This is a genomic window from Sphingobacterium sp. UBA5670 (genome assembly GCF_002420705.1).
Lineage (GTDB): Bacteria > Bacteroidota > Bacteroidia > Sphingobacteriales > Sphingobacteriaceae > Sphingobacterium.
The window spans coordinates 156,229-180,204 of sequence record NZ_DIIM01000020.1 but is presented as its reverse complement, the minus strand read 5'-3'; the positions used below and the strand labels follow the sequence as shown (position 1 = coordinate 180,204).

The window sequence follows — 23,976 nt, the reverse complement described above, 5'->3', positions numbered from 1 at the left end:
TTTATTTTGCTATAGAATAACTGAAATTCACTGTTCCTGTTGAGCAGAAAGTGCTGAAAGGTACAACCTTCGATTTAAGAATTTGTGAATCGTTCGAATCTTGTGGATTTGCTGTTAGTATTTTCATAGTAGTATTCATACTTAATACTGGTCGGATAAATTCGTTGAAATTCTTTTGGAGACGTCTTATGCTCACTCTACAATACCTTTGAGTTGTTCTAATTGATCTATGTCCAAGCATTTTTCCTACATCCTCCATAGGCATACCTAGGTTCAACATTATATCTGCGAATGTGTGACGAGCAAGATGTGTTGTTAATTTCCTATTTATGTTGCAAATCTCAGCAATTTCTTTTAGATAGCCGTTATACCTTGTATTTGAGTTTACGGGCATTAATACGCCTTTTAAAACACATTTGGGATGATCCTTATATCTATCTATTAATTGCTCAACTAAAGGTAGCATTGGTACAATTTCATAGACATCTGTTTTTCCCCTATGTTTGGCTAACCATCGTTCTTTATTTTGTCCTACTAATATTATATTTTCAGATGTTAAATTATAAATGTCCTGGAATGCAAATCCTGTGAAAGTTTGAAAAATAAATGCATCTCTAACTTCATTCAACCTATCAATTCCAAAATCTTTATAAAAAATTTTTAGCACTTGGTCATACTCTAAAGGAGGTATTTCTTTTTGATCGCCACCACATACAAAATCCTCTATGGGATTTGTAAGTATAATTCTTTTCTTTACCCCAATTTTGATGATTTGTTTAATCTTCTTTATATGCTTTTTAGCCGTACCCTCACTTAAAGGTTTGGGCACGTCTAGGGTGAGAAAATCAAAAATTTCGTCTCCGAACTCAGGCGAAATTTCCTTAAAATCTATATCATCCTTTTTGTACTTTACCTGAAGAAATGTTTGTAGTTTCTTCTTTGTAGTTTTTAATTGAGTTTTTGTAAACGGTGACCGATCATCTTTTTCAACCATTTTTTGAAACTTTTCAATGAATTCATCGAAAACTTCAAGGAGGGTAGGAGGCAGCGTAGGATCTTCAATTATTGATTCTTCAACTATAGGCTTATTAAAATAAACCCGTTTGATCATTTCAGGAGTAATAATATTATGTTCAAAAAAGAGTTTATCGTAGATCCTATTAAGATCGACTAACATTCCTTTAATTTTATTATTTATAGCGCGGTGATTAGATTCAGATTTTGATACTGTTTTGCTTTCAACATCCCAATTCTCTGGTAGAATAGTCGTACCTACGGGTACCTCCTTTGGTTTTTGATCTTTAAGGGTAATTCGAATTGTTAGTGGAGCTTTTCCAGTTGTCTTTCTTGCTTTAGTTCTTAAAACCATAGGAAGCAAATCCAGCTCATGTTTGATTTTTTCCATTTCTACACATTTAGAGTTAACAAAAATTGCTAAGCCTTATCAGCCATTCTCACGTAAATCAAATTCGTGGTGGTCAAATGTATATCATATTGATGACCACTACAATGGCCACCATATGAAATGGATTATGATGAATTTAAATAACCTTTAAATTAGTACTTTGAGGGAGTTTAGATATAGAATAAACTAAAAAAGGCACACCTAAGTGTGCCTTTGTGATCCCGCTGGGATTCGAACCCAGGACCCATACATTAAAAGTGTATTGCTCTACCAGCTGAGCTACGGAATCATACTTCTTTTTTGAACTACCGTTCCTTGTTTGAAGTGATGCAAAAGTAGGGCTTTAATCCTATTTCTGCAAATAATTTTGGCTTAAAATCACGCTTAAATGGTTAATAAGCTGATTTTAAGCCAAAAAAATTAATTGTTTTCCAATTCCATAATTTCTTCTGCCAACTGTTCCCAGCTCTCCTGGAATTGCGTTAACAGCGCCTTTGCGGAGTTGTAAGAACGCGTAGTTTCCTGTAACTTAGTCGCATCCGAGTACACCGCTTCGTCGGCAAGTTTAGCCTCCAGGTTTTTAACCAAAATTTCCTGCTCTTCGATCTTTTGTTCAAAAGAAGTTAGCTCCTTATTTTTTTTGCTCAGCAAACGCGTTTTATCCTCGGTAAGTGGTTGCTTTTCTTTCTTTACTTTGGGCTCTTCCTTGACTTTCTTGTCCGTTTTTACTTCCGTTTTAACGACGCGTTTTGCAGCCCATTCTTCATACTCCTGATAAGTGCCAGGGTATTCTTTGATCTGTTTATCTTCAATGTACCATATTTTGTTGGCTACATTGTCCAAGAAATAACGGTCGTGGGATACAACGATGAATGTGCCTTCGTATTGCTGTAAGGCTTGGATCAAAATGTTAACAGACTGCATATCCAGGTGGTTGGTCGGCTCATCGAGTGCAAGAAAGTTGGCATCCGCTGTTAATGCTTTCGCGAGAGCTACACGTGATTTCTCCCCACCGGAAAGGACTTTGATCTTTTTGAATGCATCGTCACCTGTGAATAGAAAACATCCAAGAATGGAGCGTAGCTCGGTCTCTGTATGTTTTGGTGCAAAAGCCTGTAACTCCGCAAGGATAGAATTTTCCAAGTGCAGTGCCTCGAGCTGATGCTGTGCAAAAAATGTTTGCGAAACATTGTGCCCCTGTTCAGCTTTCCCTTCAAACTCGTTGTCTGCCGTTGCTACAATGCGTAGGAGGGTAGATTTACCTTTACCATTGGCACCGATTAAGGCAATTTTATCGCCTTTTTCTATAATTGCCGAGGTATTTTTTAGGATTTCCAGGTTGGGGTAGGACTTGGAGATATTTTCCAGGGTCACAACATGGCGGCCGGAAGGTTTTGAAAATTTGAAACTAAAGTTTACCGTAGGATTGTCATCATCCACATCGTCTATTCTTTCCAGGCGATCCAGGGCCTTGATCCGTGATTGAGCCATTTTTGCTTTGGAGGCCTTCGCGCGAAAACGCTCAATTAAACGTTCTTCCTGTTTTATCTTCGCTTGCTGGTTTTTAAACTGATTGGCTTGCAATTCATTTCTAAGCTCCTTCTCTTCAAGATAGAAACTGTAATTACCTGCGTAAAGCGTTAATTTCCCTTTACGCGATTCTACTGTTTTCTTGATGATGCGGTCGAGGAAATATCGATCGTGGGAAACAATAACAATGGCACCATCAAAGGCTTGTAAATAGTTTTCAAGCCATTTGATAGAAGGTAAGTCCATGTGGTTGGTAGGCTCATCCAGCAATAGAATATCTGGAGTCTGCAATAAGATTCGGGCAAGCATGACCCGCATACGCCAGCCTCCAGAGAAAGTCGCCAGTGGTCTTTTCTGTTCTTCTTCCGAAAAGCCTAGACCAGCAAGGATTTCATGGGCCTTAAATTCGATATTATAACCATCAAGGGCTTCGAATTCTACTTGTTTATCACTTAGTTTATTCAGGATGTCATCTGAATAATCGGTTTCTAGTTTATGGAGTAAATCCTCGATTTCGGCATGTAACTGATTTTGGCGTTCAAAAGCTTCCATCGCAACATGCAGAATGCTTTTGTCTGAATGGTAAGACAGTAAGTCCTGGTTTAAATAACCAATCTTAAGGTCCTTCGCCATGGAAATCGTTCCTGATGTGGGCGTGTATTGACCGACAATAAGTCGAAGTAAAGTCGATTTACCTGTACCATTGGCACCGATTAAGCCAACTTTATCACCCGGCTTGATGTGCCAGTTCGCTTCGTCATATAAGGCGCGAGATCCTATTTCAAATGTTAAATTATTTATTGATATCATTTCAACTGCAAAAGTACAAAAGTAATGAATATTTCTTCTTCTTTGAGTAACTTTGCGATTATGTATAAATTAGTCAAACCTATATTCTTTACAATGAATCCGGAGACGGCACACCATAAAGTGACCGGCGGATTGAATGTCTTCTCAAAAATTTGGGGTGCCAAGCAATTATTGAACGCTTTTTTTACCGTGGAAGATCCACGTTTGGAACGCGAGGTTTTTGGATTAAAGTTCAAAAATCCGGTAGGCCTAGCTGCTGGCTTTGATAAAAACGCGGAATATATTGCAGATATGACTAATTTGGGCTTTGGTTTTATCGAAATTGGAACCGTGACTCCCAAGCCTCAGCCGGGAAATGATAAGCCCAGGATGTTTCGGCTTGTCCCCGATGAAGCTTTGATCAATAGAATGGGTTTTAATAATCAAGGCGCAGATGTTGCTGCGACGAGATTGAAAAATTTGAAGGATCGAAAAGGTTTATTGATAGGAGGCAATATTGGCAAGAATAAGATCACACCCAACGAAGAAGCCGTCAATGATTACATTTATTGCTTCAATGCCTTGTTTGATTACGTAGATTATTTTGTTGTTAATGTGAGTTCTCCAAATACTCCTGGATTACGGGATTTACAGGAAAAGGAACCGCTAAAACATATACTGAACACTTTACAGCGTCTGAATGTTGAGAAAGCGGCGCCGAAGCCGATCTTGCTTAAAATAGCGCCTGATTTGACAGATAGTCAGCTGGATGATATTGTTGAAATCGTTATGGAAACACAGATCGCAGGTGTCATTGCGACAAATACGACCATTTCCAGAGCGGGATTAAAAAGTCAGCCAGCACTGACGCAAGAAGCGGGTGGAGTAAGTGGACGTCCTTTAACCAAGCGTTCAACAGAAGTTATTCGCTATCTAAGTGAAAAGTCCAATAAGGCATTTCCGATAATCGGAGTAGGCGGGATCCATTCGGCCAAAGATGCTATTGAGAAGTTAGATGCAGGGGCTAGTCTAGTACAGGTTTATACAGGTTTTATCTACGAAGGACCAGGCTTGATTGCTAAGATTTGTAAGGGTATACTGCAGACAGGAAGATAAGGATTACAATGGCAGTTGATTTTGATTTGAAAGATTTCTTGGATAAAAAAGTTGATGAATATAATCAACCGGGTTTTATCCCAAATGATCCCATATCGATACCGCATCAATTTTCTGCAAAGCAGGATATTGAAATCATGGGTTTCCTGGCCTCTATTATGGCCTGGGGACAAAGAAAGACCATTATCAATAAATGCAACGAGCTCATAACGCGAATGGATGGCGCACCCTATGAATATATCATGAACCACCAGGAGCATGACTTAAAGAGTTTATTGGGATTTAAGCATCGAACCTTCAATGATACTGATATACTTTATTTTGTGTCTTTTTTTAAACAGCATTATCAGCATTTTGAGTCGTTGGAAGACGCGTTTCTAATGGGGCAGGAGGCTAGCAAAGAGATTGATCTGGAAATGGCACTTAATGCCTTTAAAACATATTTCTTTTCATTGCCTGACTACCCTGTTCGTACACGTAAGCACATCAGTAGCCCAGCACAGAAATCTACCGTCAAGCGGATCAATATGTTTTTGCGCTGGATGGTCAGAAAAGATACAAAAGGTGTAGACTTTGGTGTCTGGAATCGCCTGTCGCCAAAAGACCTGATCTGTCCATGTGATGTTCATGTGGAGCGTGTGGCACGTAAATTGGGTTTGATTACGCTCGACAAGGTGAATTGGAAAACAGCACAGGAGTTAACCGCTAATCTACGGTTACTAGATTCCAATGACCCGGTAAAGTATGACTTTGCACTTTTTGGCTTAGGCGTAGAAAGAGAACTCTAATGTCCCCTCAAGTCCCTTCAACTCCCCTCAAGTCCCTTCAACGCCCTTGCTTTCCTACCACTTCGGCACGGATAAGGTACTACTGCGGTACTGTTACCTTAGCAACAAGGCATACGCCTAGCAGTGAACCTAGGCAGTAGACTTGTTGATATGAGCTTTTAACAATTCAGAATAAACGGCGATGCCCCAGTTGACATAGATGGATATTAAAAAAGGGGATAAGTACTTCTTTCGTGTTTTAGCTATACTTTATTCGCCTTAGGGTCTATTGCTAATAAAGGAAAAAGATACCGAAAAAAAGCGTCCTTGTCAGAATTAGCTGACAAGGACGCTTTTTTTTATATGTCAGTAGCTGTTGTATGATGCCACTGGTTCAGCTAAATTATACGAGCCTATCGATCTTGATCAGTAGGTCTACCAGCCGATTGGAATAACCAAATTCGTTATCATACCAGCCAACCACTTTAACCAATCCGCCTACAATGGATGTAAGCTGAGCATCAAATACGCATGAATAGGGGTTGTTAATAATATCGACAGAAACGATCGGATCTTCTGTATAAAAAAGTACTTCTTTTAATTCATTTTCGGCAGCCCATTTAAAGGCCTTGTTGATTTCTTCTACCGTAGTCCCTTTTTCAAGGGTGCAGGTAAAGTCCGTCAATGAGCCATTGAGTACGGGTACACGTATACCTGCTCCTCCAAGTTTATTCTGTAGATGCGGAAAAACATTGGTAATCGCTTTAGCGGCACCTGTAGTGGTCGGGATAATGGATGAAGACGCTGCCCGAGCTCTCCTTAAGTCTTTATGTGGGGCGTCGTGAAGATTTTGATCACCCGTCATGGAGTGTACCGTTGTAATATACCCATCTTTGATACCCCAATTTTCATCCAATATCTTAACCAGTGGAGCGACATTGTTTGTCGTACAGGATGCATTGGATAGGATGGAAGCCGCAAGATCAATTGTGCTGTCATTAATGCCTAACACAACAGTAGGTATATCTTTATCTTGTGCAGGTGCGGAGATGATCACCTTTTTTGCACCAGCTTCTAAATGCAAAGCAGCCTTGGCACGACTGGTAAAATATCCCGTGGATTCAATGACAACATCAATAGCCAGGTCCCGCCACGGTAATGCTGCAGGATCTTGTTTATTAGTGACCAGAATCGAATTGCCGTTGACAATAATATGTGTGTCATCATGTGTTACGGTGCCCGGAAAAGGACCGTGTACAGAATCATATTTAAAAAGATGGGCCAAAGTCTTGGTGTCAGTGAGATCATTGATGGCAATGACCTGCAGTTCATCGGTAGCCCCCCGCAGAAAAATATTACGCAAGGTATTTCTGCCGATACGTCCGAATCCATTGATTGCTATGTTTAGCATTTCAGATTATTTATGAATTTGGCTGATTGCTTCGTTAATGTTTTTTTCACCTTCCCAATGTGCTTTCAACTTTCCATCAGCGCCATAGACATAATTTGCTGGAAATTGTGACGGCACATGGATCGTTTGAATAAATGTCTGATCCTTATCGATTAATACCTCGACGTTGGATGCTTTGGACAATTTAGGTGCAAATGTGTCAAAAAAGCCCAATACTAATGCCGGATCATTCATAGAAATATAATAGATGTTGACGTCTTTCAAGCGATCGATATTTTTTTCAAGCTCGGTAGCTTCATGCTGACAGTGACTGCAGCCTGGGTCAAATAGAATAAAAACAGTATTCTTATCCTTCGCAAGGTTTTCCTGTGTAATACGGATGCCCGAGCGAAGCTGATAAAATGTGAAATTAGGAAGGATAGCTGCTGGCTCTGAAGATTGTGTGGGTGCAGCTTGACTATGGTCATGGCCGGCATGGTCATGATTTTCAGGGCTGGCTTCCTGGCTGGTAGTTGCCGTATTATCTGTTTTCGGTTTACTGTTATTGTCGCATGAGTAAAGGATTCCTGCAGTCAATATCGCTGATACCCCTAAAATTATTTTTTTATTCATAGACTACGTTTGCTTTTAAATCAGTTTTAATGATTTTATCGTTTTAATGTTTATGCTCGATAGATTGGTCGCACTTTGCGTAGAAAGTATGGAAGAACCTATTGAATTAATGACCAAAACTAGGAAAAAAAAGGGATTATCAACCTTTCAATCTCATTTATGACAGTTTACTGGATATTCCGTTCATTTCAGTCTGAATCGCTGGAGTACTCTTATTCAATGATGTCCGGTGTATCATGCGGCGAGTTGGGATTGGTTAAAGATGTAGATTGAATGATTTCAGGCGTGCTTCTTCCAAATTCAATGCTGTATACTTTCAAGAGTACACCGACACAAGATAGGATTAGTGGACCGAATATTAATCCAAGCATTCCAAATAAATTTAACCCAAGCAATACCCCAAATACAGTGATCAGGGGGTGTACGTCGCCCAGTCTTTTTAATATGGTAAAACGTAGCACATTATCAATGCTTCCAATGATAATGATACCATACAGGGCAAGACCTATTGCATTGCCAGATTGTCCATTGGCAAGAAGAAAAAGAGCTGCTGGTAGATACACAACCATGGTCCCCAGAATAGGGATTATAGTAGAAACTGCAGTGAGTATACCCAGAAAGATAGGATTTTCCAGCCCAAAGAACCAATAACCCAGGCCCGCTACGACACCTTGGCACATCGCTAAGATAGGGATACCGATTGCATTGGATTTCACCATCATATCAAACTCTTTCCATAACTCGGTTTTGCTTGTTTTGGTGAAAGGGATTGCCTGATAAATGGTCTGCTCCAATTTTTTGCTGCTTACTAGCATAAAATATAAAACAAATAAGGCAACAAGTATATTGACACCGACTTCAGCAACGGAATTCAGAATGCTGGGTATAAATTTAGCCGCTTTTTGAAGGGTGTCCATTAACGCGGTATCTGAAAGATCTATATTGCTCAGATAGGGGCTGTCCTTGAAATAGGTTTTGATCGAGTCGAACTTTTGCACAAGTTCATCTTTGTTGCTGATAACCTCTGTGACCTGCGGCACCATGTAGTTGATTAACAGGTAGAGCGGACCTACCAGGAATATGATTGTCAGCAATATCAATAGAATACTTGTAAAAGATTTATTCCATTTTTTTTCTTCTGTCAGTTTCCAGTTGACTTTTCTAAAAAGAACATACAGTGTAATGGCGCCAAGAAAACCCGGTAGATAATAAAATAAGCTCGTAAAAATCAATATACAGATCGCCAGAATAATGACGATAAGCATGATTTGATTGATGGAATTGTTGTTGATTTGTTTATACTTCATATAGCTGACAAATGTACTGTCTATGGATTATTATTTACCGTATGACAATATTTTTTTGGAAAAGTTTTATAATGTTAAATTAAACTTCCTTTTTTATAATTTCAATGATTTTTTAAATTTCTTTTTCTAACCTTATGCCGGTTTCGATGAGATAGTTATTAATTGCTTATGTATCTGCTCAATCCCAGGTAACCTAGCTTGACGTAGGGACAAAGCGTGCTGTATGGCGGAAAAAGTCAATTGCAGGGTCAGCATGTATGGTTACGATGAGCCGTTTTTATCAATACGAATAAATGGACTAAAAATTAGCTGCTTCAAACCATTTCCTCACTTTAGCATGGAAAGATAAGCATTTTAACTAAATTTTAGTTTTGGTTCTGTGGCATGAGAATCTCCTTGAAAATACTTAGGATATCGTACTGTTTGACAAAAAGCATAGATTGCGCTGTCCTTACAGAATCGGATCCGCGATCTGATGTGTTTGCATGGCCCGTTGTTTTGGCCCCCTTGTGAAAAAAAGGATGAGACCCTTTTCCTTTTTTATGGTTTGAAAATAAGCCCATAATCTTTTATTTTATTGGTTATAGCGGTCACACCAAGTGAGTTAGACCGCTATAACTAATATACAAAATAAATTGGATTTAATTGCTAAAAATTTGGCTGCCATGCTCTTCGTCCTTTTCGATCGAAAGTGATACCGGAATACGTTCTTTGAGCTCTTCAACGTGTGAAATAATGCCGACGATCCGGTTTTCTTTATGCAGATCCAAGAGCGTTTCAAAAACGATGTTGACAGAGGTGATATCTTGTGTTCCAAAGCCTTCATCGATAAAAAAGAAATTTTTGGCTGCCCGTGTATTTGACTGGACACTTTCAGCCAGGGCCAAAGCCAAGCTTAAGGATACCTGAAAGGCTTGTCCTCCGGACAGCGTCTTTACACTGCGGCTTTTTCCTTCATTCAAATAATCTATTATCTCAAACTCATTGTTGTCATTTATCTGTAGACTAAGCTGATTTCGGGTCATACGGTGGAAGCGGATATTGGCGTGGTCACACAGTTGACGGAGATAAATCGAAGACACATATTGTACAAATCCCGCGCCTTTAAACAGGTTATAAAGCTGTTTTAAATTTTCATTGCGCAAATTTAATTTGACCTGTTGTTGCAGGAGATTTTCCTTTTTGGCATAGGCTAATTGTAATTGATTGAGTTCCTGCCGGAGCCGGGCGACGTTTTCTGTGCTTTCTTTTAACTGTTGGGAGCTTTCTTCCAGGACTTTTTCCTGCTCAGTATATATGTTTTCGTCGTGTACCTGGTCGGCAAGTTTCTTTTCCAGCTGGCCAATCTGTGCTTTGACAGTCTCAAATTGTATTTGAAATTGCTCAAGTTGCTGCCGGATCTGTTGTATAGATAGATTCTCGGCTAAGATTTGTCTGATCTCCGCCAATGTGCCGAAAGATGAACCGGCAAGCAGCTGCTGAATTGTGCTGTCGACTTCAAGCTGTTCACGTTTGATCGTTTCCAGACGTTCAGCGATTGTCTGTACCAAGCTATTTTGCGCGGCGAATTGACTGTTCAATTTGTTAAATCGTTCCGTTAATGCACTGTAATCTCGTTCAATCTCAAGATTTGATTTTTTCAAAGCAGTATATTCCCGGTTGACACTTTCAGCTTCCTGCGTTATATAATCGGACCAGTTCAATTCTTTCAGGTTTCCCTTATTTTGGTTAATCTGCGCTTGCTTGCTTGCCTCATCGCGCTCAAATTGATGCAATGCTTTGTTGTATTTGTCCAACTTTTCATCTATCGTAGCTAATGCTGCCTGATCTGTTGCAAGCTGTTGCTCCATCATTATAATCTGCCCTTCGATTTTCGAAAGTTCCTGTTTTTTTGATGAATAGCTGGATTCGTCTGTGCTGCTATAACCGCTCCATATAAACTGATTTAAATGTTCAATTTTGCTGGATGCGTTATGCTCGATTTTCGTATTTAAATCATGTTGCTGTTCGGTCAATGATTGTAAACGAAGAAGCAGTTTTTCCACCTGGAATTTTTGATCCTGTTTGTATCTGAGCGTATCATTCGTCTCAGCAATCCTTTTTTCGTTGGCGATAATTTCCTGGGAAATATCTTGTCCCTGGTTGATTGCGGGATGTTCCAATGCTCCACAGAGCGGGCAGGGGGAACCTTCTTTCAGGTTTTCTGCATAATGGGTCAGCCTTTGCTGTAAAAGGAGGTGAGACTTCTCATCCTGGAGTGTCTGAAGCATTTGTTCCAGTTCTCCCATCTCGGTACGGTGGGCTGATTGGAATTTTTCAGGATCAGGATGGACAGCATATAGATCTTGCTTCAGTTGACTAATATTCTTTGCTAGGTCAATATGCTGTCTATTAAGATCGCTTTCCTGTTGTGCTATCCCTTGCTGTTTCGTGTACCATTGACCTAGCTCCATCAATTCATGCGCAGAAGGTTTTGACAGTTTTAAAGCAGCGATCTGAGTTTCATTTTCTTGGATTTTGGCTTTATAATGGAGCTGTTGTTCTTTTGTTTCCTGAACAACATTCCGGCCTTTTTGCGCGCGTTCCTGTAAACTCTTAATTTCATTTGAAAAAGTAATCAACTGGCCTATTAGTTCGAGGTCTAATTCCTGAATACGGAGTTGCGGTAGTCGTTCATACTGGGGCTTCAGCTGATTTAGACCTGCGGAAAGTTCCTGAAGGAGCTGTTGAATTTCCGCCTGTCTTATTTTTTCGATTTCCAGTTTTTTTTCCTCGGTTACGCCTTCTTGCTCCAATTTTTCCTTGGACCTAAGAGGATGTGAAAAGTTGGTCTGTGCTTCCTCAAACTTATTCAGCGCGATCCGTAAATTCTCTTTTTCGGTTTTCTGTTCAAGCAATTGCGCAAAGGCCGACCTCATCTTGTGCAATTCCAAAAAATCCTCTTTGAGTTTTTTTAGATTCAGAAATTTTTCATGATGAAGCTTATGTACAGATTCAATCGTGGCAAAGGACGCTAACGCGGCGTGCAGATTGGTTTCCGTCGTTTCGATATGTTCGGCTGTAACATCTTCAAATCCGATCAACTGGCCATTGAGGTGATCCAGTTCGGACTGGTTTTTTTTATAGAGATTAGAAACTTTATCCTGGAGGTCGAATCGATGCAGCTGAAAAATCTCTTTCATCATATCCGTGCGTTCTTTGGCACCTAGTTCGATAAATTCTTTGAACTGTCCTTGTGGAATGATGATAGTTCTTTTGAAGTTTTCATAGCTCAGGCCGATGATATGCTGGGTGTTGCTGCTTTCTAAGGGAATCCATTGTTCATTTATGAGCTCGTATAAGACAACAGTAGGCGATTTTACATCATCAAAATTTTTGGAATTCCGTTTGAACTCCCGTGTGATTCTGAAGGTACGATCTTCAAAATTGATAAAATCAAGTTCGATATAAGATCTATTTGACTTGAGATTCATCATGTTATAAGCGCGTTTGTCGCGCGCATTTAAACGCTCAGTTTCTCCGAATAGGGCATAGGTAATCGCTTCTAATATAGACGATTTACCGGAACCCACGGCTCCAAAGATACCAAAAAGCCCCCCTTCTGACAATGCGGCAAAATCGATCGTCTGACGATCCTGATAGGAGTATATACCTTCTAATATGAGCTTTAATGGAATCATGGGATTAAGAATTTAGTATTTCGCGAAAAAGGTCGAGGATATCATCATTAGGTGTCTGGTTTCCATTCTTTGATTTAAAGTAATCTTTAAATAAAGTAGACATGTCTTCTGTAAGGTTGATTTCTGTGTTATCCGGGATTCCTTCTTTGTTTTGTTGAACGACAGGAATAAGATAAATTATACCCGAATGTGCCTGATAGATCCTTTTGCGGTCCGCTGCTTTCAGGAATGTGTCTGATTTTAAGGTAAGTTCAACCAGCGCATTAGGGTTTTCGGACAGCCAGGATATACAGCATTCCATATCGTCAAATGATTTGCGGATTAAAGGTTTGCCCGCTGTTAAAGGAATTCGCTCCACCTTCGCCTGGCTGCCTGCAGCTATATCGACTAGCGCGACATATTTGGTTTGTCCGGCCTCCGAAAAACTATAACATAATGGGGATGATGCATACACTGCTGGTTTCTCGGTAGAACCAATATTTCTATACCCATGGAGGTGCCCCAATGCAGTGTATTGTATCTGGGGTGGGATGGATTGCGAATAAATCAAATCGGCATTTCCGATTCTGACAGGTTTTTCGCCGTCAGGTTCTTCTAAAAGCGGACTGCCCATTTTGTTCATATACAGATGGGCTGTTAGAATATTTACCCCTTTATCATCACAATAAGCATTTGCGATAGCTTGCCAATTTGTTGCCAGAACCTCATTTAATTTACTTTCTTTCTCTTCTCCTAAATATTGTTTCAGACGAATTTCATTTGCATAAGCAGTATGCAGTATACGGATTGGGTACTCAAATTGTGGTAAACTTATTTCAATAAAACCTGCATCTGAACGGAGAACAGTAAAGCCTTCTGTAGAAAATGGGGTAACCACAGCATTTGGATGGCCAATGAGGATGATTCCCGACGCTCTTGCCAACGGGTCAGGAGCATCAATCAAATGCGGTGAATCGTGGTTACCTGCAATAGCAATTACAGGCCGCATGCCGTTTCTGGTAAGGCGTTTGATGGTCCGATAGAATAATTCAATGGCCTCCACGCCTGGATTGAAAGCATCGAAAAGATCTCCTGCAATAATAACGAGGTCCACACTTTCCCGATCTGCGATTTCAACGATCTCATCCATGACCTGTACCTGTTCTTCTATCCGAGAGAAACTGTCCAATCGTTTTCCTAAATGCCAGTCGGCGGTATGCAATATTTTCATGTGAGAGCTTGGGTGTTTTGCGTCAACAGTACAAACTAAGATAAATTTGCCATGAAATGCAATTATAATTGAATTGAATCTTACAAATGGGTACTTTTCTCTTTATTAAACGGAAATTGTTTTTTGAAATGTTAAAAGTTGTTAAACGCCTCTCGTAAAAGTCATTTAATTGTATTTTTAGTGCTCCAAAATTAAGCTAAATAGTCATAGACAAGTATTATGCAAAAAGTTTATCTGTATGTATGTTTTTTCTTTATGCTGTTAACGCGTGCTCAAGCACAAGAGATACAGGCTATAAAAGGGGAAACTGCTTATCCTTTTTTACTGAAAGAAGCGGCTCCTGATTCGTCGGAATCAGAGAAGCAGCCCGTATTTGTGTTTTTGCACGGGAGAAGCCTGTCGGGGACAAATCTGGATCGTGTAAAACGTTATGGGGTTCTATACGCGATTAATAAGGGGCAGGAGGTGCCGGGAATTATCGTTGCTCCGCAGTCGCGTGGCGGCTGGGATCCCGATAAAGTCATCGAAATTGTGGATTATGTTATCGAACATTACCATGCGGATCCCGACCGTGTTTATGTTTGTGGCATGAGTATGGGCGGCTATGGTACGATGGATGTCGCTGGGAAATATCCGGAAAGGGTAGCTGCGGCCGTGGCGATATGCGGTGGGGGCTCAAGTCAGTATGCATCCAATTTGACGCAGGTGCCCATTTGGCTGCATCATGGTACAGCTGATCGTGCTGTGCCCATTTCGGAATCCAGAAAGATTATGAATGCAATTAAAAAAGAGGATCCGGATGCAAACGTGAGCTTAAATGTCATTAAAGGTGGTACACACGGAAGTGTCGAGCGTCTGTTTCATGATGATGCAATTTACAATTGGATGTTAAAATTTAAGAAAAAGCATAAATCATAGTTTGTATTGCAGATGACAGTTTGAAATCATAAAAAAAGCCTGATGAATTTTCATCAGGCTTTTCTTTTATCCTTCATGGTTCGTGGCAGGCTGTCTTTTTTGAAATTGAGCCATTAGAATATTCGGCTGATGGATCAAATGCGATTTTGCCAGATAGTCCGGATTGTCGGCATAGATAAACAATAAAGTGCCATCTTTGATGGTGTTGATAATCGGGCCTGCAAATTCTCTAGGGACTGCAGGGCAGCCATAGCTTTTTCCCAGTCTGCCTAAGCTCGCGATTGTTCCTGTGCTGCAATAATCAGCACCATGCATCACGACATACCTTGCTTTTGCATTATCATTTATACCTTCTTCAAGACCATTTAATACCAAAGAGTAGCCATTTTCACCATTGTACGTGTTCTCTGTCGTAAAAAATCCCAAAGAGCTTTTTAATGACTCCTGTTGATTTGAAAAGTTTACGGCGTAGTTTTCTCCACTATTTTTTCCGTGCGATACCAGCGTATTGAAAAGTACTTTTTTATGCGCAAGGTCGAGCACCACAAGTCTCTTTTCTGTTGATGCCAATGAAAAGTCGATGACGGTCATGATATCTTTGTTGTGGATTGGAAGCTCTTTTCTGCCTTCCATTGCTTGACGAAACGCTTCGTATTTCAATACTTGGCCTAGATTCATTTCATCATATAAGGAGTCAACTTCGGTGCGTTGACGTTCGACATTAATACGATGTGTACTGTTGGTTTGTTGATCTGTTGTTTTTAATTCTTCTTGTGACGACAATGCGGTGTTAAGTGCCATCAAAAGAAACATAAACGTATTTCCCATTCTTCTCCCTTTTCTGTGTAGATGTTTACAAAATTAATTATTAAAGTTAATACATATTTGATTTACAGAATGTTAAATATTGTTAATCAATAACAATAACCAACGAGGCAAAGTCTTTTGACCGTTTATAGACAAATTGGGCATGAGATGACGCATTTCTGACGCACATATGTGACTTAGGTGTGGTGCCAAGGCTTTCGCTGTATTCGATGATGCTTCCGTTGGGATTGTTAACCGGAACACCGTGTATATATGCTCCCGCCGTGAATCGGGTGGCATAAGGGGCAAATCCACCATACGTTTTGGTGCCATCTTCATAATAGAACATCTTGGATTTATGTTCTTGCACCACAAAAAGTCCCGTTGGAGTTTCTTGGGCGTGCGGAGGCTTGTGCCTGCCGCTTGTTACGGGATTCATGCTCCTGACAAGCCATTCATTTCCTACTTTTTCTAAGGTGCAGATATTTTGGTTTGTAACATCGACGACGTTAATGATCTTAAATTTCACTGTGTCGCTCACCATGCGTAGATATTTTTTTGGAACGGTGTATTTTCCTTCAAATGAGATACCTTCAATCGGAATTCTCGCTAAGCTATCCGGGCCTTGAAGCCTGACAAGCCAGCCATCGCGGCCGTAGCGAACAGCTTTGGCGGTATTGAGATCATACAAGGGGGCAGCTTGATATCGTTCGACATTGAAACTGTCAGAGACGCGTTTGTAGGAGTCACGTTTATAATCCTGTATTGTCGGCGCTTCACCTTTTTCATTTTGATAATTTTGAAGAACCCCATATAGGGAAGGTGTTTGTTGGAAATTTTCTACGAAAGCAAGTCTTTCCTTGATTTTGTCCCATTGAAAGCCGCGGGTGGTATCTTTGTAAGGGTAGCTGTCTTCCAGCGTATATTTCGTATAAAGCAGCTCCTTTTTTATGCTAATGTCCGCAGCGGTGAATACCTTGGGTTTTTCCTCCTGTTTTTTAGGCGAAGGAGCTGTTTTTTGTGGCTTAGCGGCTTCTTTATCAGCTGTTGTGCCTTTCTTGTTTTGCTGACACCCGAGCGTTAGAAATAATATGCTTAATATTAAACAGGTTAATCTTCGATTCATATATGGATTTATAGATTATTGCTTTATTCTTTAAACTTAGATAATTTGTTTATTATTTGCAATTTTATTCGGGCTGAGCGAAAGCAATTTACCCTTAGATTTTTTCTTGTCTGTTTGGTTTCAGTCATCCAATATGTTTTCGATCATTCGTCCTTTAGAATGCGAATTGGAGGAATTGGATTTTTTTACATGATTAATAAAAGGTTAGTTTTGTGGTCTGAAATACTATTATGGATAAAATTGTTATTTGCTCTGCAGCACTGCTTAATCCGGAGGGAGATTTGCTGATGGTCCGAAAAAAAGGATCTTCCTATTTTCAATTGCCTGGCGGAAAAATGGGACCGGGAGAGAATCGAGAGCAAACTTTAGTTCGAGAATTAAAAGAAGAACTTCAATTTGATGTAAGTGAAATAGGGACCAGGTTCATTGGAAGCCATACTACCCAGGCTGTAAATGAGCTAAATACAGTGGTAGAAGGCCATATTTTTTTAATTAATTTGACTGAACGCCGGCCTTTTGCTGCTTACGAAGAATTGGAAGAGGTGGTTTGGATTTCGCGCCATGACTGGAAAAGTTACCGATTGGCACATCTCGCGTCTGAATTTGTGATCCCGAAGTGGCTTTCGGGTGATTTTGATGAATAAGCTGCACATAGTGAACAAATTAAACCTTTGTTTGTTAAAGTTTTATATAAACTAAAAATAAACGAAGATTATGGAAAATCAGCTTTTAAAAGGGGCGCGGGACTTTTTTGATGAGGAGTCCGTTGCTCAAATAGGACAAGTTTTAAATCAGGATAAAGAACAGGTGAAACAGGGCTTGAATGTAACAATTCCAGCTTTGTTTTTGGGCTTAAGCCAGCAGTCCGATCCAAATGGTGGAATTGCTGGGATTTTGGAAAAGGCGAAGCAACATTTCTCTAATTTCGATCTGCAGAGCCTTTTAGGAGGAGCAGATCACACGAATGAGCCTGCAGTACATGGTTCGGCAGAGGAAGGGAAATCTCAGGGGATACTGGGATCTATCTTCGGTGACGGACTGGAGACTGTGTTGACAACCGTTTCCGGATATCTTGGTATTGATGGTCGCTCTATTGAAAAATTAATGAATTTTTCATTGCCGGCAATATTTTCCAGTTTAACCAATAAGGGACAAAATTGGGATTTTACGCATATTGGCCGTTTATTACAGGACAATAAAACAGCTTTTGCGGCCGCTGTCCCGGCGGGATTAGGATTAGGTGCCTTTGGGAAGCTGTTTGATGGTGGGCATTTTTCTGGTATACATCAAACAACTCCCATTACTCCTTCAAATGAGTTGGAAGCGCATAAGGAGCCATTGTCATTACCCAGGGCTGAGGATTCTAGGGCTGCGACCGCGGGAAGTGGTTCTGGTGGCGGCTGGTGGAAAATTTTAGTTGCTTTAATCGTATTGGCCGCACTCTGGTTTCTATTTGGAAAAGGCTGCAGCGGTAGTAAGCAAGAAGGTGCTACTGATACCAGTGTAAATAGCACAAAGGTTGATTCAAGCGCCATGAAAACTGAGGCTGGGGGCAGTGTGGTTGAGCGGGAACGTACGGATGTGGTTTTACCAAATGGCGTCAAACTGGCTGCTTTTAAAGGTGGGATAGAGGATCAGTTAGTTCAATTTTTAAAGTCCGACTATAAATCCCTTGGTGAAGATTCCTTGAAAAATACCTGGTTTGATTTTGATAATCTAAATTTTAAAACGGGTACAGCCGAGGTCTTACCTGAAAGTCAGGTGCAATTGAGTAATCTTGCAGCGATATTAAAGGCTTTTCCTGCCGCAAATATTAAGATTGGAGGATACACCGACAAAACAGGCAATGAGGAATTTAATAAAAAGTTGTCACTTGAACGGGCTATGGCTGTAAAGGATTATTTAGGTAAAGATGGACTTTCCAAACAGGTAACAGGGGCAGAAGGCTATGGCTCACAATTTGCAAAGTATAATGCGGATGCACCTGAAACCGATCGCATATTAGATCGGCACGTTTCTGTGAGTGTTCGGTAGGTAGATCCTGGCGGTACTGTCAATAGGAAATGATAGATGAAAAAACAGAAGAATAGCTGGTCAATAGATAGACCAGCTATTCTTATTTTAGGTGCATGTTTAGAAGCTATAAACACATGCTAATAGAAACTGTCCTGCGGATTTCGTCGGACTGAGGTCATTCTTGATGAACCGTTCGGTATTCCCTTTATCAATTCTGATCTCGGGAATAAATTTGAATCCATGATAACTGTATTCGGCGGTTAATGTGGTTGCGAGGATGTTGGTACTTGGAATTCCGTTTTCCTCTTCTTTATGTGTTTGGAAAAATTCTTCACGCAGTCCCAGTCCAAAATTTTCTGAAAAATGAACCCTTGGGTAAAGTGCTACGCCAGAGTAGCCACCACCGTCTCTCTTTTTATAATTTGTCGCATTTAAACCTAGAAAAAATTTAGGGGTAAAATCATAGTTAGCAACAAGATCAACTAAAGTGCCGGAACTATAATTTGATTTGCCACCTGCGGATGAACCAGTCAGGAAGTTAAGATAGAAGCTGCTTTTATCGTTGGGTGTATAAGCCAGTTGGGAGCCTACATGGGAAACCCCGTTCATATCTTGGTACACATTCCAGTCATTGAATATTCCGACCATTAAAGCCACTTTGTCTGAGAAACTATAGGTAGCTTTTAAACCTGCGTCTTGAAATGGGCCGGCGCCGAATAAGTAGGAAGTCGAATAATGAAAATTGTAAGTAGGCGATATGACCTCGAAGCCTACAAATGTACCCATGAAACCTGCTGTAAGATTCAGTTTTTCGGTTACATCAAAGCCTACATACAGGTTTTGGATATGGAAACTATTTTTGTCATCACCCGCTTGGCCATCGCCATTCATAATTGATCGGTATTGACCCCGGGGACCAAAAGATAATTCTCCGACAAATGATGCTTTTTTAAACTTCTTTTTTACAGCCAGATCCACCATGCCAATAGAGACGGAGTTGTTGTCTTCGGTAAAATAGGTGTTGATATTAGGTTTGTTTTGAAAGTCATATTTCCAATAGGTATCCACTGATCCGGATATTTCTATTCCTTTTTCTTTAGTTTCTTCTTGTGATGTGGCTGTTTTTATTAGAAATACTGATAAAATAATTGTTGTTAGAAGTTTTTTCATGTTTTTTATGGTTTAAGTTTGATTTGTTTGAGGTTTTTGTGATCATTTTTGTTTGGTTTGTCTGTTTTGTACGTGTTTTTGTTAAGTTAATAAGTGGTTTATTGTGGTTTTTGTATTTGTTTTTGTGAAATTATGTAAAAAAAATCATAAAAAATATAATAACATGGTATTTTTTTAACAAAAAGACTTTATATTTGAAAAAATTATAAGGGAAAGTCGGTTTTTGTTTTGTTCTCGTATTTTTTTAACAATTTTATTTAATGTATTGAAACACTAATCAGTTTAAACAAATGAAAAAAATTATTCCACTCATTGTTCTAGTTCTTTTAGGAGTATTGGGACTTGTATTTCCATCCATTGACTTGTCTGACTTAAACAAGGCAGAATTTGATACGGGAGATACGGCCTGGTTGTTAACTTCCTCTGCATTGGTGTTGATTATGACACCTGGGCTTGCCTTTTTTTATGGCGGTATGGTTAGCAAGAAGAATGTAATCTCAACGATGATGCAAAGTTTTATATGTATGTGTTTGATGACCATCCTCTGGGTCATTGTTGGCTTCAGCTTGGCTTTTGGCGATGATATCGGTGGTATTGTTGGTGATCCGCGTACATTTTTTATGATGAAAGGTACATTAGGGAATGTTGCTTGGGGTGCGCTTCCCACTATACCTTTGGTTTTATTTGCCATGTTTCAGCTTAAGTTTGCAATTATAACACCAGCGTTAATCACTGGTGCTTTTGCAGAGCGTATCCGATTCAATTCATTTATGTTATTTATTATTCTGTTCAGCATTTTTATTTATATGCCACTAGCACATGCAACTTGGCACCCTGAAGGGATATTGGCAAAGTTTGGTGTTCTGGATTTTGCTGGTGGTACCGTTGTACACATGTCGGCAGGTTGGGCGGCTTTGGCGGCAGCGATTTATTTAAAAGGCCGTAAAACACAGATTCATAATCCCGCTCGTATAAGCTACGTGATATTGGGTACTGCACTTTTGTGGTTTGGCTGGTTTGGATTTAATGCTGGTTCTGCCGGCGGTGCAAATTCTTTGGCAGCTTACGCTTTTGCGACCACGACTACAGCTTCAGCCATGGCCGCTATGGCTTGGATATTTGTAGATATCATACGCGGAAAGAAACCTTCGGCAATGGGGGCATGTATCGGTGCCGTTGTGGGTTTGGTTGCGATTACACCAGCAGCTGGTTTTGTTAGTATTCCACATGCAATGATCATTGGTTTGGTTGGCGCTTTGGTTAGTAATCTGGTTGTATACCTAAGAAGTAAAACGAGTATCGATGATACATTGGACGTATTCCCTTGCCATGGCGTAGGTGGTATGGTTGGTATGGTGCTTACTGGTGTATTTGCCCATCATAATATTAATCCTATTGTTGCGGACAATGGTTTGTTTTTTGGCGAAACGAAGTTGTTCTTTGTGCACATGGTTGCATTATTTGCAGTATCATTTTTCGCCTTCGTTGGTTCATTGGTTCTCCTGAAGATCACAGATCTTATCGCACCATTGCGCGTCGAAGAAACGGACGAAGAACTTGGTTTGGATGTTTCTCAACATGCTGAAGCTTTGTAAACGAGTCGCGACATAACGCATAGTTTATCCCAAACAATCTACTGTTTAACGGTACATTGTTTGGGATATTTTTTGCATTTTTGTCAGGCCTAGCAGGAAAGTGTACGCTTATACCTTATATCTTTGCTTCTATGCCCTAAAAAAGATTTTCATGACTACTGAGATTAAAGATACTTTGCGTTCTGATTTTGAAAAAATGATGCGCTATTGCCTACAGAAAAATGGTGATTTCGGTTTTAATCTGTTTGGCGACTATGCGGTATCCGTATTGAATTTCTATGTCGGGAGTTCAATTTTGCCGCTCAATGAAAAGCGAGCGGGAGCACTGTTTCTAGCTAATCTCTATAATGCAGGTATCAGAAATGCTATTAGCCCAGAGGATATTGAGGAAATAGCTGATGTCCTTACCCAGGATAAGACATTAAACTACCAGCTATTAGCTCCGATCTTCGACTAATGTTTGGTCCATACAAGATCGCCGGTCTTATAACCACATTGTAGGGCGTAGGTTAAAAATTCATTTCTGATTTTATCCGGAATTTCCGTTTCGCGACCCAAAATCCACATATAGTCTAGATTGTCACCAAAAACGAGTGCGTATTTATAATCCGGCGTTATTTTTACAACATTATACCCACTGTAGAACGGACCAAAGAACGATACTTTAAGTGCGCCTTCATGCGAACCATTGACAAATTTGGCTTTTCCGATAGATTGTTTCCATCGTTCTTTGTCTTCTGAATAGCCCTGGTTATTGACGCGTATTGTACCATTTTTATTTTTGCTGTATTCGGCAGAGACCTGACTTAATCCTCTTTCCCAATGGAAATCGAGCCGGGCGATCTCATACCATTTTCCAAGGTACTTATCTAAATCAAAAGGATCCACGACATCGGGACGGGAGATGACAGGCTTCAAAGCGTTGTAGGCTACCGCTCCAATTGCAGCCGCAGCCAAAAGTAAGAGTGATTTTTTTTTATCTAAGTTCATCTTTCGAATTTGTTTGTTAGTAAAACAACAATTTTGATACCAATAAGGTTTAGACATACCGAGCTATTTTGTTAATTTTGCTGACTTAAAAGTTGTATCAGTGTATTCAAGGGAAGAGATAAAGCAATTAAAACAGGTGTTCTGGACTAAGTTTGGTCAGTTTATGGCTTTACATTTATCTGCAGACGGTGAGAAGGCCAATTGGATTAATTACAAAACAGGCATAAAGCATTTATTCTTCAAAATGGATGCAGATAAAAAAGTGGCCAAAATTGCGATACAATGGTCTCAGTCCGATGCTGGTATCCGAGCTTTAATGGCCGAACAATTTCTTCAATATAAGGCTTTATTACATGATCTTTTGGGTGAAGAATGGATATGGGATATGGACGGCAGGGATGAATATGGCAAGCCTATTTGCCAGATCTATGCATGTCTGGAAGGTTATAGTGTTTTTAAAGAAGAAGATTGGCCTGAGCTGATCTCTTTTTTCAAACCACGGATGATGGCGCTGGATGAGTTTTGGTCCTCCGCAAAATATGCTTTCGATATTTTCAAATAATTAAAATTCAATATATACTAAGATGGACTATTACAAGTTTGAATCGGCGTTTACAATCACTTGTGTGGAGTCAAATGCGTTAGCATGTAAGAGTCTTATCATCATTTAAAACAAACAATCAAATGAAAAAAATGATTAAGGGTTTGCTGGCGGTGGCATTGTGTTTTCAGCTTTCATCGGTATTTGCATGGGGAACTACGGGGCATCGTGTAGTCGCTGAAATTGCGGAACGTCATTTAACTAAAAAGGCTAAAAAGAATATTGGAAAAATCATTGGACAGCAAAAGCTGGCCTACTGGGCCAATTGGGGCGATTTTATCAAGTCAGACCCTAATCCTGAGTTTAAAAAGCTCGGTAATTCACATTTTATAAATTTAAATTCAAATTTACCTTGGGCTGAATTTCAACTGGGGCTGGAAAACTCGGCAGATGAGAATTTATATAAGACCGCGATTCGTATCGAAAAGTCGTTTGCAGATAAGACAGTTCCGATGGATCAACAAAAGCAAAACCTGTATTTTCTGATCCACATTCTGGGCGATGCACACCAGCCCATGCACGTTAGCCGTGCCGAAGACCAGGGTGGGAACAAGATTGAAGTAAGTTGGTTTGGAAAGAAATCCAATATTCACCGTGTTTGGGATAGTGATCTGGTGGATAATGAAAAGTATAGCTATACCGAGTATGCAACTGTTCTGGATGTAAATAATAAGCAAGAGAATGCGCAGCTGGCTGCGGGCGAGCTTTCCAATTGGTTGTACGAATCGAATCAATTGGCTGAAAAGATTTATGCCGATGTAGCGAATAATGCCAACTTGTCTTATTCTTATGTCTATCAAAATAAAGATATCATGGAACAATGCATGCTGAAAGGTGGTTTGCGTCTGGCGAAAGTACTGAACCGGATCTTCGGATAATCAGAGCCGTTAAAGCACGCTTAGAAGGGCGTATCACATGGTGATACG

At 40.0% G+C, this 23,976-nt stretch carries 21 protein-coding genes and 1 tRNA gene; 9 read left to right on the top strand and 13 right to left on the bottom strand.

Going from position 1 to position 23,976, the window contains the following annotated elements; translation table 11 throughout:
• Position 1: 1 nt before the first annotated feature.
• The 3 genes from B3C94_RS17570 to B3C94_RS17560 form a co-directional block, all read right to left on the bottom strand.
• Complete coding sequence (locus tag B3C94_RS17570; RefSeq protein WP_293906037.1) at positions 2–1,405, bottom strand: site-specific integrase; 1,404 nt, start codon at positions 1,403–1,405, stop codon at positions 2–4.
• A gap of 216 nt (positions 1,406–1,621) precedes the next feature.
• Positions 1,622–1,694: transfer RNA gene (locus B3C94_RS17565), tRNA-Lys, on the bottom strand.
• Between the two features lie 131 nt (positions 1,695–1,825).
• On the bottom strand, positions 1,826–3,745 hold the full coding sequence (locus tag B3C94_RS17560) for an ABC-F family ATP-binding cassette domain-containing protein (RefSeq protein WP_293906035.1): 1,920 nt from the start codon (positions 3,743–3,745) through the stop codon (positions 1,826–1,828).
• A gap of 60 nt (positions 3,746–3,805) precedes the next feature.
• On the opposite strand from B3C94_RS17560, the gene B3C94_RS17555 reads away from it, so the two are divergent.
• Both B3C94_RS17555 and B3C94_RS17550 read left to right on the top strand, forming a co-directional pair.
• Entirely contained in the window at positions 3,806–4,840 is a 1,035-nt protein-coding gene (locus tag B3C94_RS17555; protein WP_293906033.1) for a quinone-dependent dihydroorotate dehydrogenase, read from the top strand.
• An 8-nt stretch (positions 4,841–4,848) separates the two neighbouring features.
• Positions 4,849–5,628, top strand: coding sequence for a TIGR02757 family protein (locus B3C94_RS17550; protein ID WP_293906031.1), 780 nt, complete (start codon positions 4,849–4,851; stop codon positions 5,626–5,628).
• Between the two features lie 382 nt (positions 5,629–6,010).
• Here the strand turns inward: B3C94_RS17550 and gap are convergent, their stop codons facing one another.
• The 6 genes from gap to B3C94_RS17520 all read right to left on the bottom strand — a co-directional run bounded on the left by gap (position 6,011) and on the right by B3C94_RS17520 (position 13,827).
• The gene (gap, locus tag B3C94_RS17545; RefSeq protein ID WP_293906029.1) at positions 6,011–7,018 is read right to left on the bottom strand and encodes a type I glyceraldehyde-3-phosphate dehydrogenase; all 1,008 of its coding nucleotides are present in this window, start codon (positions 7,016–7,018) and stop codon (positions 6,011–6,013) included.
• 6 nt (positions 7,019–7,024) lie between these two features.
• A complete protein-coding gene (locus B3C94_RS17540) occupies positions 7,025–7,630 on the bottom strand; it encodes a TlpA family protein disulfide reductase (RefSeq protein WP_293906027.1) in 606 nt (201 codons plus the stop codon).
• 212 nt (positions 7,631–7,842) lie between these two features.
• Positions 7,843–8,937, bottom strand: coding sequence for an AI-2E family transporter (locus tag B3C94_RS17535; protein WP_293906025.1), 1,095 nt, complete (start codon positions 8,935–8,937; stop codon positions 7,843–7,845).
• A 365-nt stretch (positions 8,938–9,302) separates the two neighbouring features.
• Positions 9,303–9,500, bottom strand: a complete 198-nt coding sequence (locus B3C94_RS17530; RefSeq protein WP_293906023.1) for a hypothetical protein — start codon at positions 9,498–9,500, stop codon at positions 9,303–9,305.
• A gap of 78 nt (positions 9,501–9,578) precedes the next feature.
• A complete protein-coding gene (locus tag B3C94_RS17525) occupies positions 9,579–12,617 on the bottom strand; it encodes an AAA family ATPase (RefSeq protein WP_293906020.1) in 3,039 nt (1,012 codons plus the stop codon).
• Positions 12,618–12,621: 4 nt separating this feature from the next.
• Positions 12,622–13,827, bottom strand: coding sequence for a metallophosphoesterase family protein (locus tag B3C94_RS17520; RefSeq protein ID WP_293906018.1), 1,206 nt, complete (start codon positions 13,825–13,827; stop codon positions 12,622–12,624).
• A 219-nt stretch (positions 13,828–14,046) separates the two neighbouring features.
• On the opposite strand from B3C94_RS17520, the gene B3C94_RS17515 reads away from it, so the two are divergent.
• Positions 14,047–14,745, top strand: a complete 699-nt coding sequence (locus B3C94_RS17515; protein WP_293906016.1) for a prolyl oligopeptidase family serine peptidase — start codon at positions 14,047–14,049, stop codon at positions 14,743–14,745.
• A 66-nt stretch (positions 14,746–14,811) separates the two neighbouring features.
• Here B3C94_RS17515 and B3C94_RS17510 read toward each other — a convergent pair whose 3' ends face one another.
• Together B3C94_RS17510 and B3C94_RS17505 are read right to left on the bottom strand one after the other, a co-directional pair.
• Positions 14,812–15,573 (bottom strand): murein L,D-transpeptidase catalytic domain family protein, encoded by a 762-nt coding sequence (locus B3C94_RS17510; RefSeq protein ID WP_293906014.1) that lies wholly within the window; start codon positions 15,571–15,573, stop codon positions 14,812–14,814.
• A gap of 82 nt (positions 15,574–15,655) precedes the next feature.
• Positions 15,656–16,678 carry a L,D-transpeptidase gene (locus tag B3C94_RS17505; protein WP_293906012.1) on the bottom strand — a complete coding sequence of 341 codons (1,023 nt, stop codon included), beginning with the start codon at positions 16,676–16,678 and terminating at the stop codon, positions 15,656–15,658.
• A gap of 230 nt (positions 16,679–16,908) precedes the next feature.
• Here B3C94_RS17505 and B3C94_RS17500 point away from each other — a divergent pair, with 230 nt between their 5' ends.
• Together B3C94_RS17500 and B3C94_RS17495 are read left to right on the top strand one after the other, a co-directional pair.
• Positions 16,909–17,322 carry an NUDIX hydrolase gene (locus tag B3C94_RS17500; protein ID WP_293906010.1) on the top strand — a complete coding sequence of 138 codons (414 nt, stop codon included), beginning with the start codon at positions 16,909–16,911 and terminating at the stop codon, positions 17,320–17,322.
• A 70-nt stretch (positions 17,323–17,392) separates the two neighbouring features.
• Positions 17,393–18,712 (top strand): OmpA family protein, encoded by a 1,320-nt coding sequence (locus tag B3C94_RS17495; protein ID WP_293906008.1) that lies wholly within the window; start codon positions 17,393–17,395, stop codon positions 18,710–18,712.
• Positions 18,713–18,811: 99 nt separating this feature from the next.
• On the opposite strand, the gene B3C94_RS17490 is transcribed toward B3C94_RS17495, so the two are convergent.
• On the bottom strand, positions 18,812–19,864 hold the full coding sequence (locus B3C94_RS17490; RefSeq protein WP_293906006.1) for an outer membrane beta-barrel protein: 1,053 nt from the start codon (positions 19,862–19,864) through the stop codon (positions 18,812–18,814).
• Between the two features lie 290 nt (positions 19,865–20,154).
• Here B3C94_RS17490 and B3C94_RS17485 point away from each other — a divergent pair, with 290 nt between their 5' ends.
• Together B3C94_RS17485 and B3C94_RS17480 are read left to right on the top strand one after the other, a co-directional pair.
• The gene (locus B3C94_RS17485; RefSeq protein WP_293906004.1) at positions 20,155–21,459 is read left to right on the top strand and encodes an ammonium transporter; all 1,305 of its coding nucleotides are present in this window, start codon (positions 20,155–20,157) and stop codon (positions 21,457–21,459) included.
• A gap of 151 nt (positions 21,460–21,610) precedes the next feature.
• Complete coding sequence (locus tag B3C94_RS17480) at positions 21,611–21,916, top strand: hypothetical protein (RefSeq protein ID WP_293906002.1); 306 nt, start codon at positions 21,611–21,613, stop codon at positions 21,914–21,916.
• On the opposite strand, the gene B3C94_RS17475 is transcribed toward B3C94_RS17480, so the two are convergent.
• On the bottom strand, positions 21,913–22,449 hold the full coding sequence (locus tag B3C94_RS17475; protein WP_293906000.1) for a lipocalin family protein: 537 nt from the start codon (positions 22,447–22,449) through the stop codon (positions 21,913–21,915). The two genes, B3C94_RS17480 and B3C94_RS17475, sit on opposite strands and share 4 nt — an antisense overlap.
• Positions 22,450–22,549: 100 nt before the next feature.
• On the opposite strand from B3C94_RS17475, the gene B3C94_RS17470 reads away from it, so the two are divergent.
• Together B3C94_RS17470 and B3C94_RS17465 are read left to right on the top strand one after the other, a co-directional pair.
• Entirely contained in the window at positions 22,550–23,011 is a 462-nt protein-coding gene (locus tag B3C94_RS17470; protein ID WP_293905998.1) for a DUF4268 domain-containing protein, read from the top strand.
• A 122-nt stretch (positions 23,012–23,133) separates the two neighbouring features.
• Positions 23,134–23,928, top strand: a complete 795-nt coding sequence (locus B3C94_RS17465) for a S1/P1 nuclease (protein ID WP_293905996.1) — start codon at positions 23,134–23,136, stop codon at positions 23,926–23,928.
• Positions 23,929–23,976 lie beyond the last annotated feature (48 nt).

Bases quoted from the DNA above. Each gene is read 5' to 3' on its own strand.
- B3C94_RS17570 (WP_293906037.1), bottom strand. From the start codon at position 1,405: ATGGAAAAAATCAAACATGAGCTGGATTTGCTTCCTATGGTTTTAAGA.
- B3C94_RS17560 (WP_293906035.1), bottom strand. From the start codon at position 3,745: ATGATATCAATAAATAATTTAACATTTGAAATAGGATCTCGCGCCTTA.
- B3C94_RS17555 (WP_293906033.1), top strand. From the start codon at position 3,806: ATGTATAAATTAGTCAAACCTATATTCTTTACAATGAATCCGGAGACG.
- B3C94_RS17550 (WP_293906031.1), top strand. From the start codon at position 4,849: ATGGCAGTTGATTTTGATTTGAAAGATTTCTTGGATAAAAAAGTTGAT.
- gap (WP_293906029.1), bottom strand. From the start codon at position 7,018: ATGCTAAACATAGCAATCAATGGATTCGGACGTATCGGCAGAAATACC.
- B3C94_RS17540 (WP_293906027.1), bottom strand. From the start codon at position 7,630: ATGAATAAAAAAATAATTTTAGGGGTATCAGCGATATTGACTGCAGGA.
- B3C94_RS17535 (WP_293906025.1), bottom strand. From the start codon at position 8,937: ATGAAGTATAAACAAATCAACAACAATTCCATCAATCAAATCATGCTT.
- B3C94_RS17530 (WP_293906023.1), bottom strand. From the start codon at position 9,500: ATGGGCTTATTTTCAAACCATAAAAAAGGAAAAGGGTCTCATCCTTTT.
- B3C94_RS17525 (WP_293906020.1), bottom strand. From the start codon at position 12,617: ATGATTCCATTAAAGCTCATATTAGAAGGTATATACTCCTATCAGGAT.
- B3C94_RS17520 (WP_293906018.1), bottom strand. From the start codon at position 13,827: ATGAAAATATTGCATACCGCCGACTGGCATTTAGGAAAACGATTGGAC.
- B3C94_RS17515 (WP_293906016.1), top strand. From the start codon at position 14,047: ATGCAAAAAGTTTATCTGTATGTATGTTTTTTCTTTATGCTGTTAACG.
- B3C94_RS17510 (WP_293906014.1), bottom strand. From the start codon at position 15,573: ATGGGAAATACGTTTATGTTTCTTTTGATGGCACTTAACACCGCATTG.
- B3C94_RS17505 (WP_293906012.1), bottom strand. From the start codon at position 16,678: ATGAATCGAAGATTAACCTGTTTAATATTAAGCATATTATTTCTAACG.
- B3C94_RS17500 (WP_293906010.1), top strand. From the start codon at position 16,909: ATGGATAAAATTGTTATTTGCTCTGCAGCACTGCTTAATCCGGAGGGA.
- B3C94_RS17495 (WP_293906008.1), top strand. From the start codon at position 17,393: ATGGAAAATCAGCTTTTAAAAGGGGCGCGGGACTTTTTTGATGAGGAG.
- B3C94_RS17490 (WP_293906006.1), bottom strand. From the start codon at position 19,864: ATGAAAAAACTTCTAACAACAATTATTTTATCAGTATTTCTAATAAAA.
- B3C94_RS17485 (WP_293906004.1), top strand. From the start codon at position 20,155: ATGAAAAAAATTATTCCACTCATTGTTCTAGTTCTTTTAGGAGTATTG.
- B3C94_RS17480 (WP_293906002.1), top strand. From the start codon at position 21,611: ATGACTACTGAGATTAAAGATACTTTGCGTTCTGATTTTGAAAAAATG.
- B3C94_RS17475 (WP_293906000.1), bottom strand. From the start codon at position 22,449: ATGAACTTAGATAAAAAAAAATCACTCTTACTTTTGGCTGCGGCTGCA.
- B3C94_RS17465 (WP_293905996.1), top strand. From the start codon at position 23,134: ATGAAAAAAATGATTAAGGGTTTGCTGGCGGTGGCATTGTGTTTTCAG.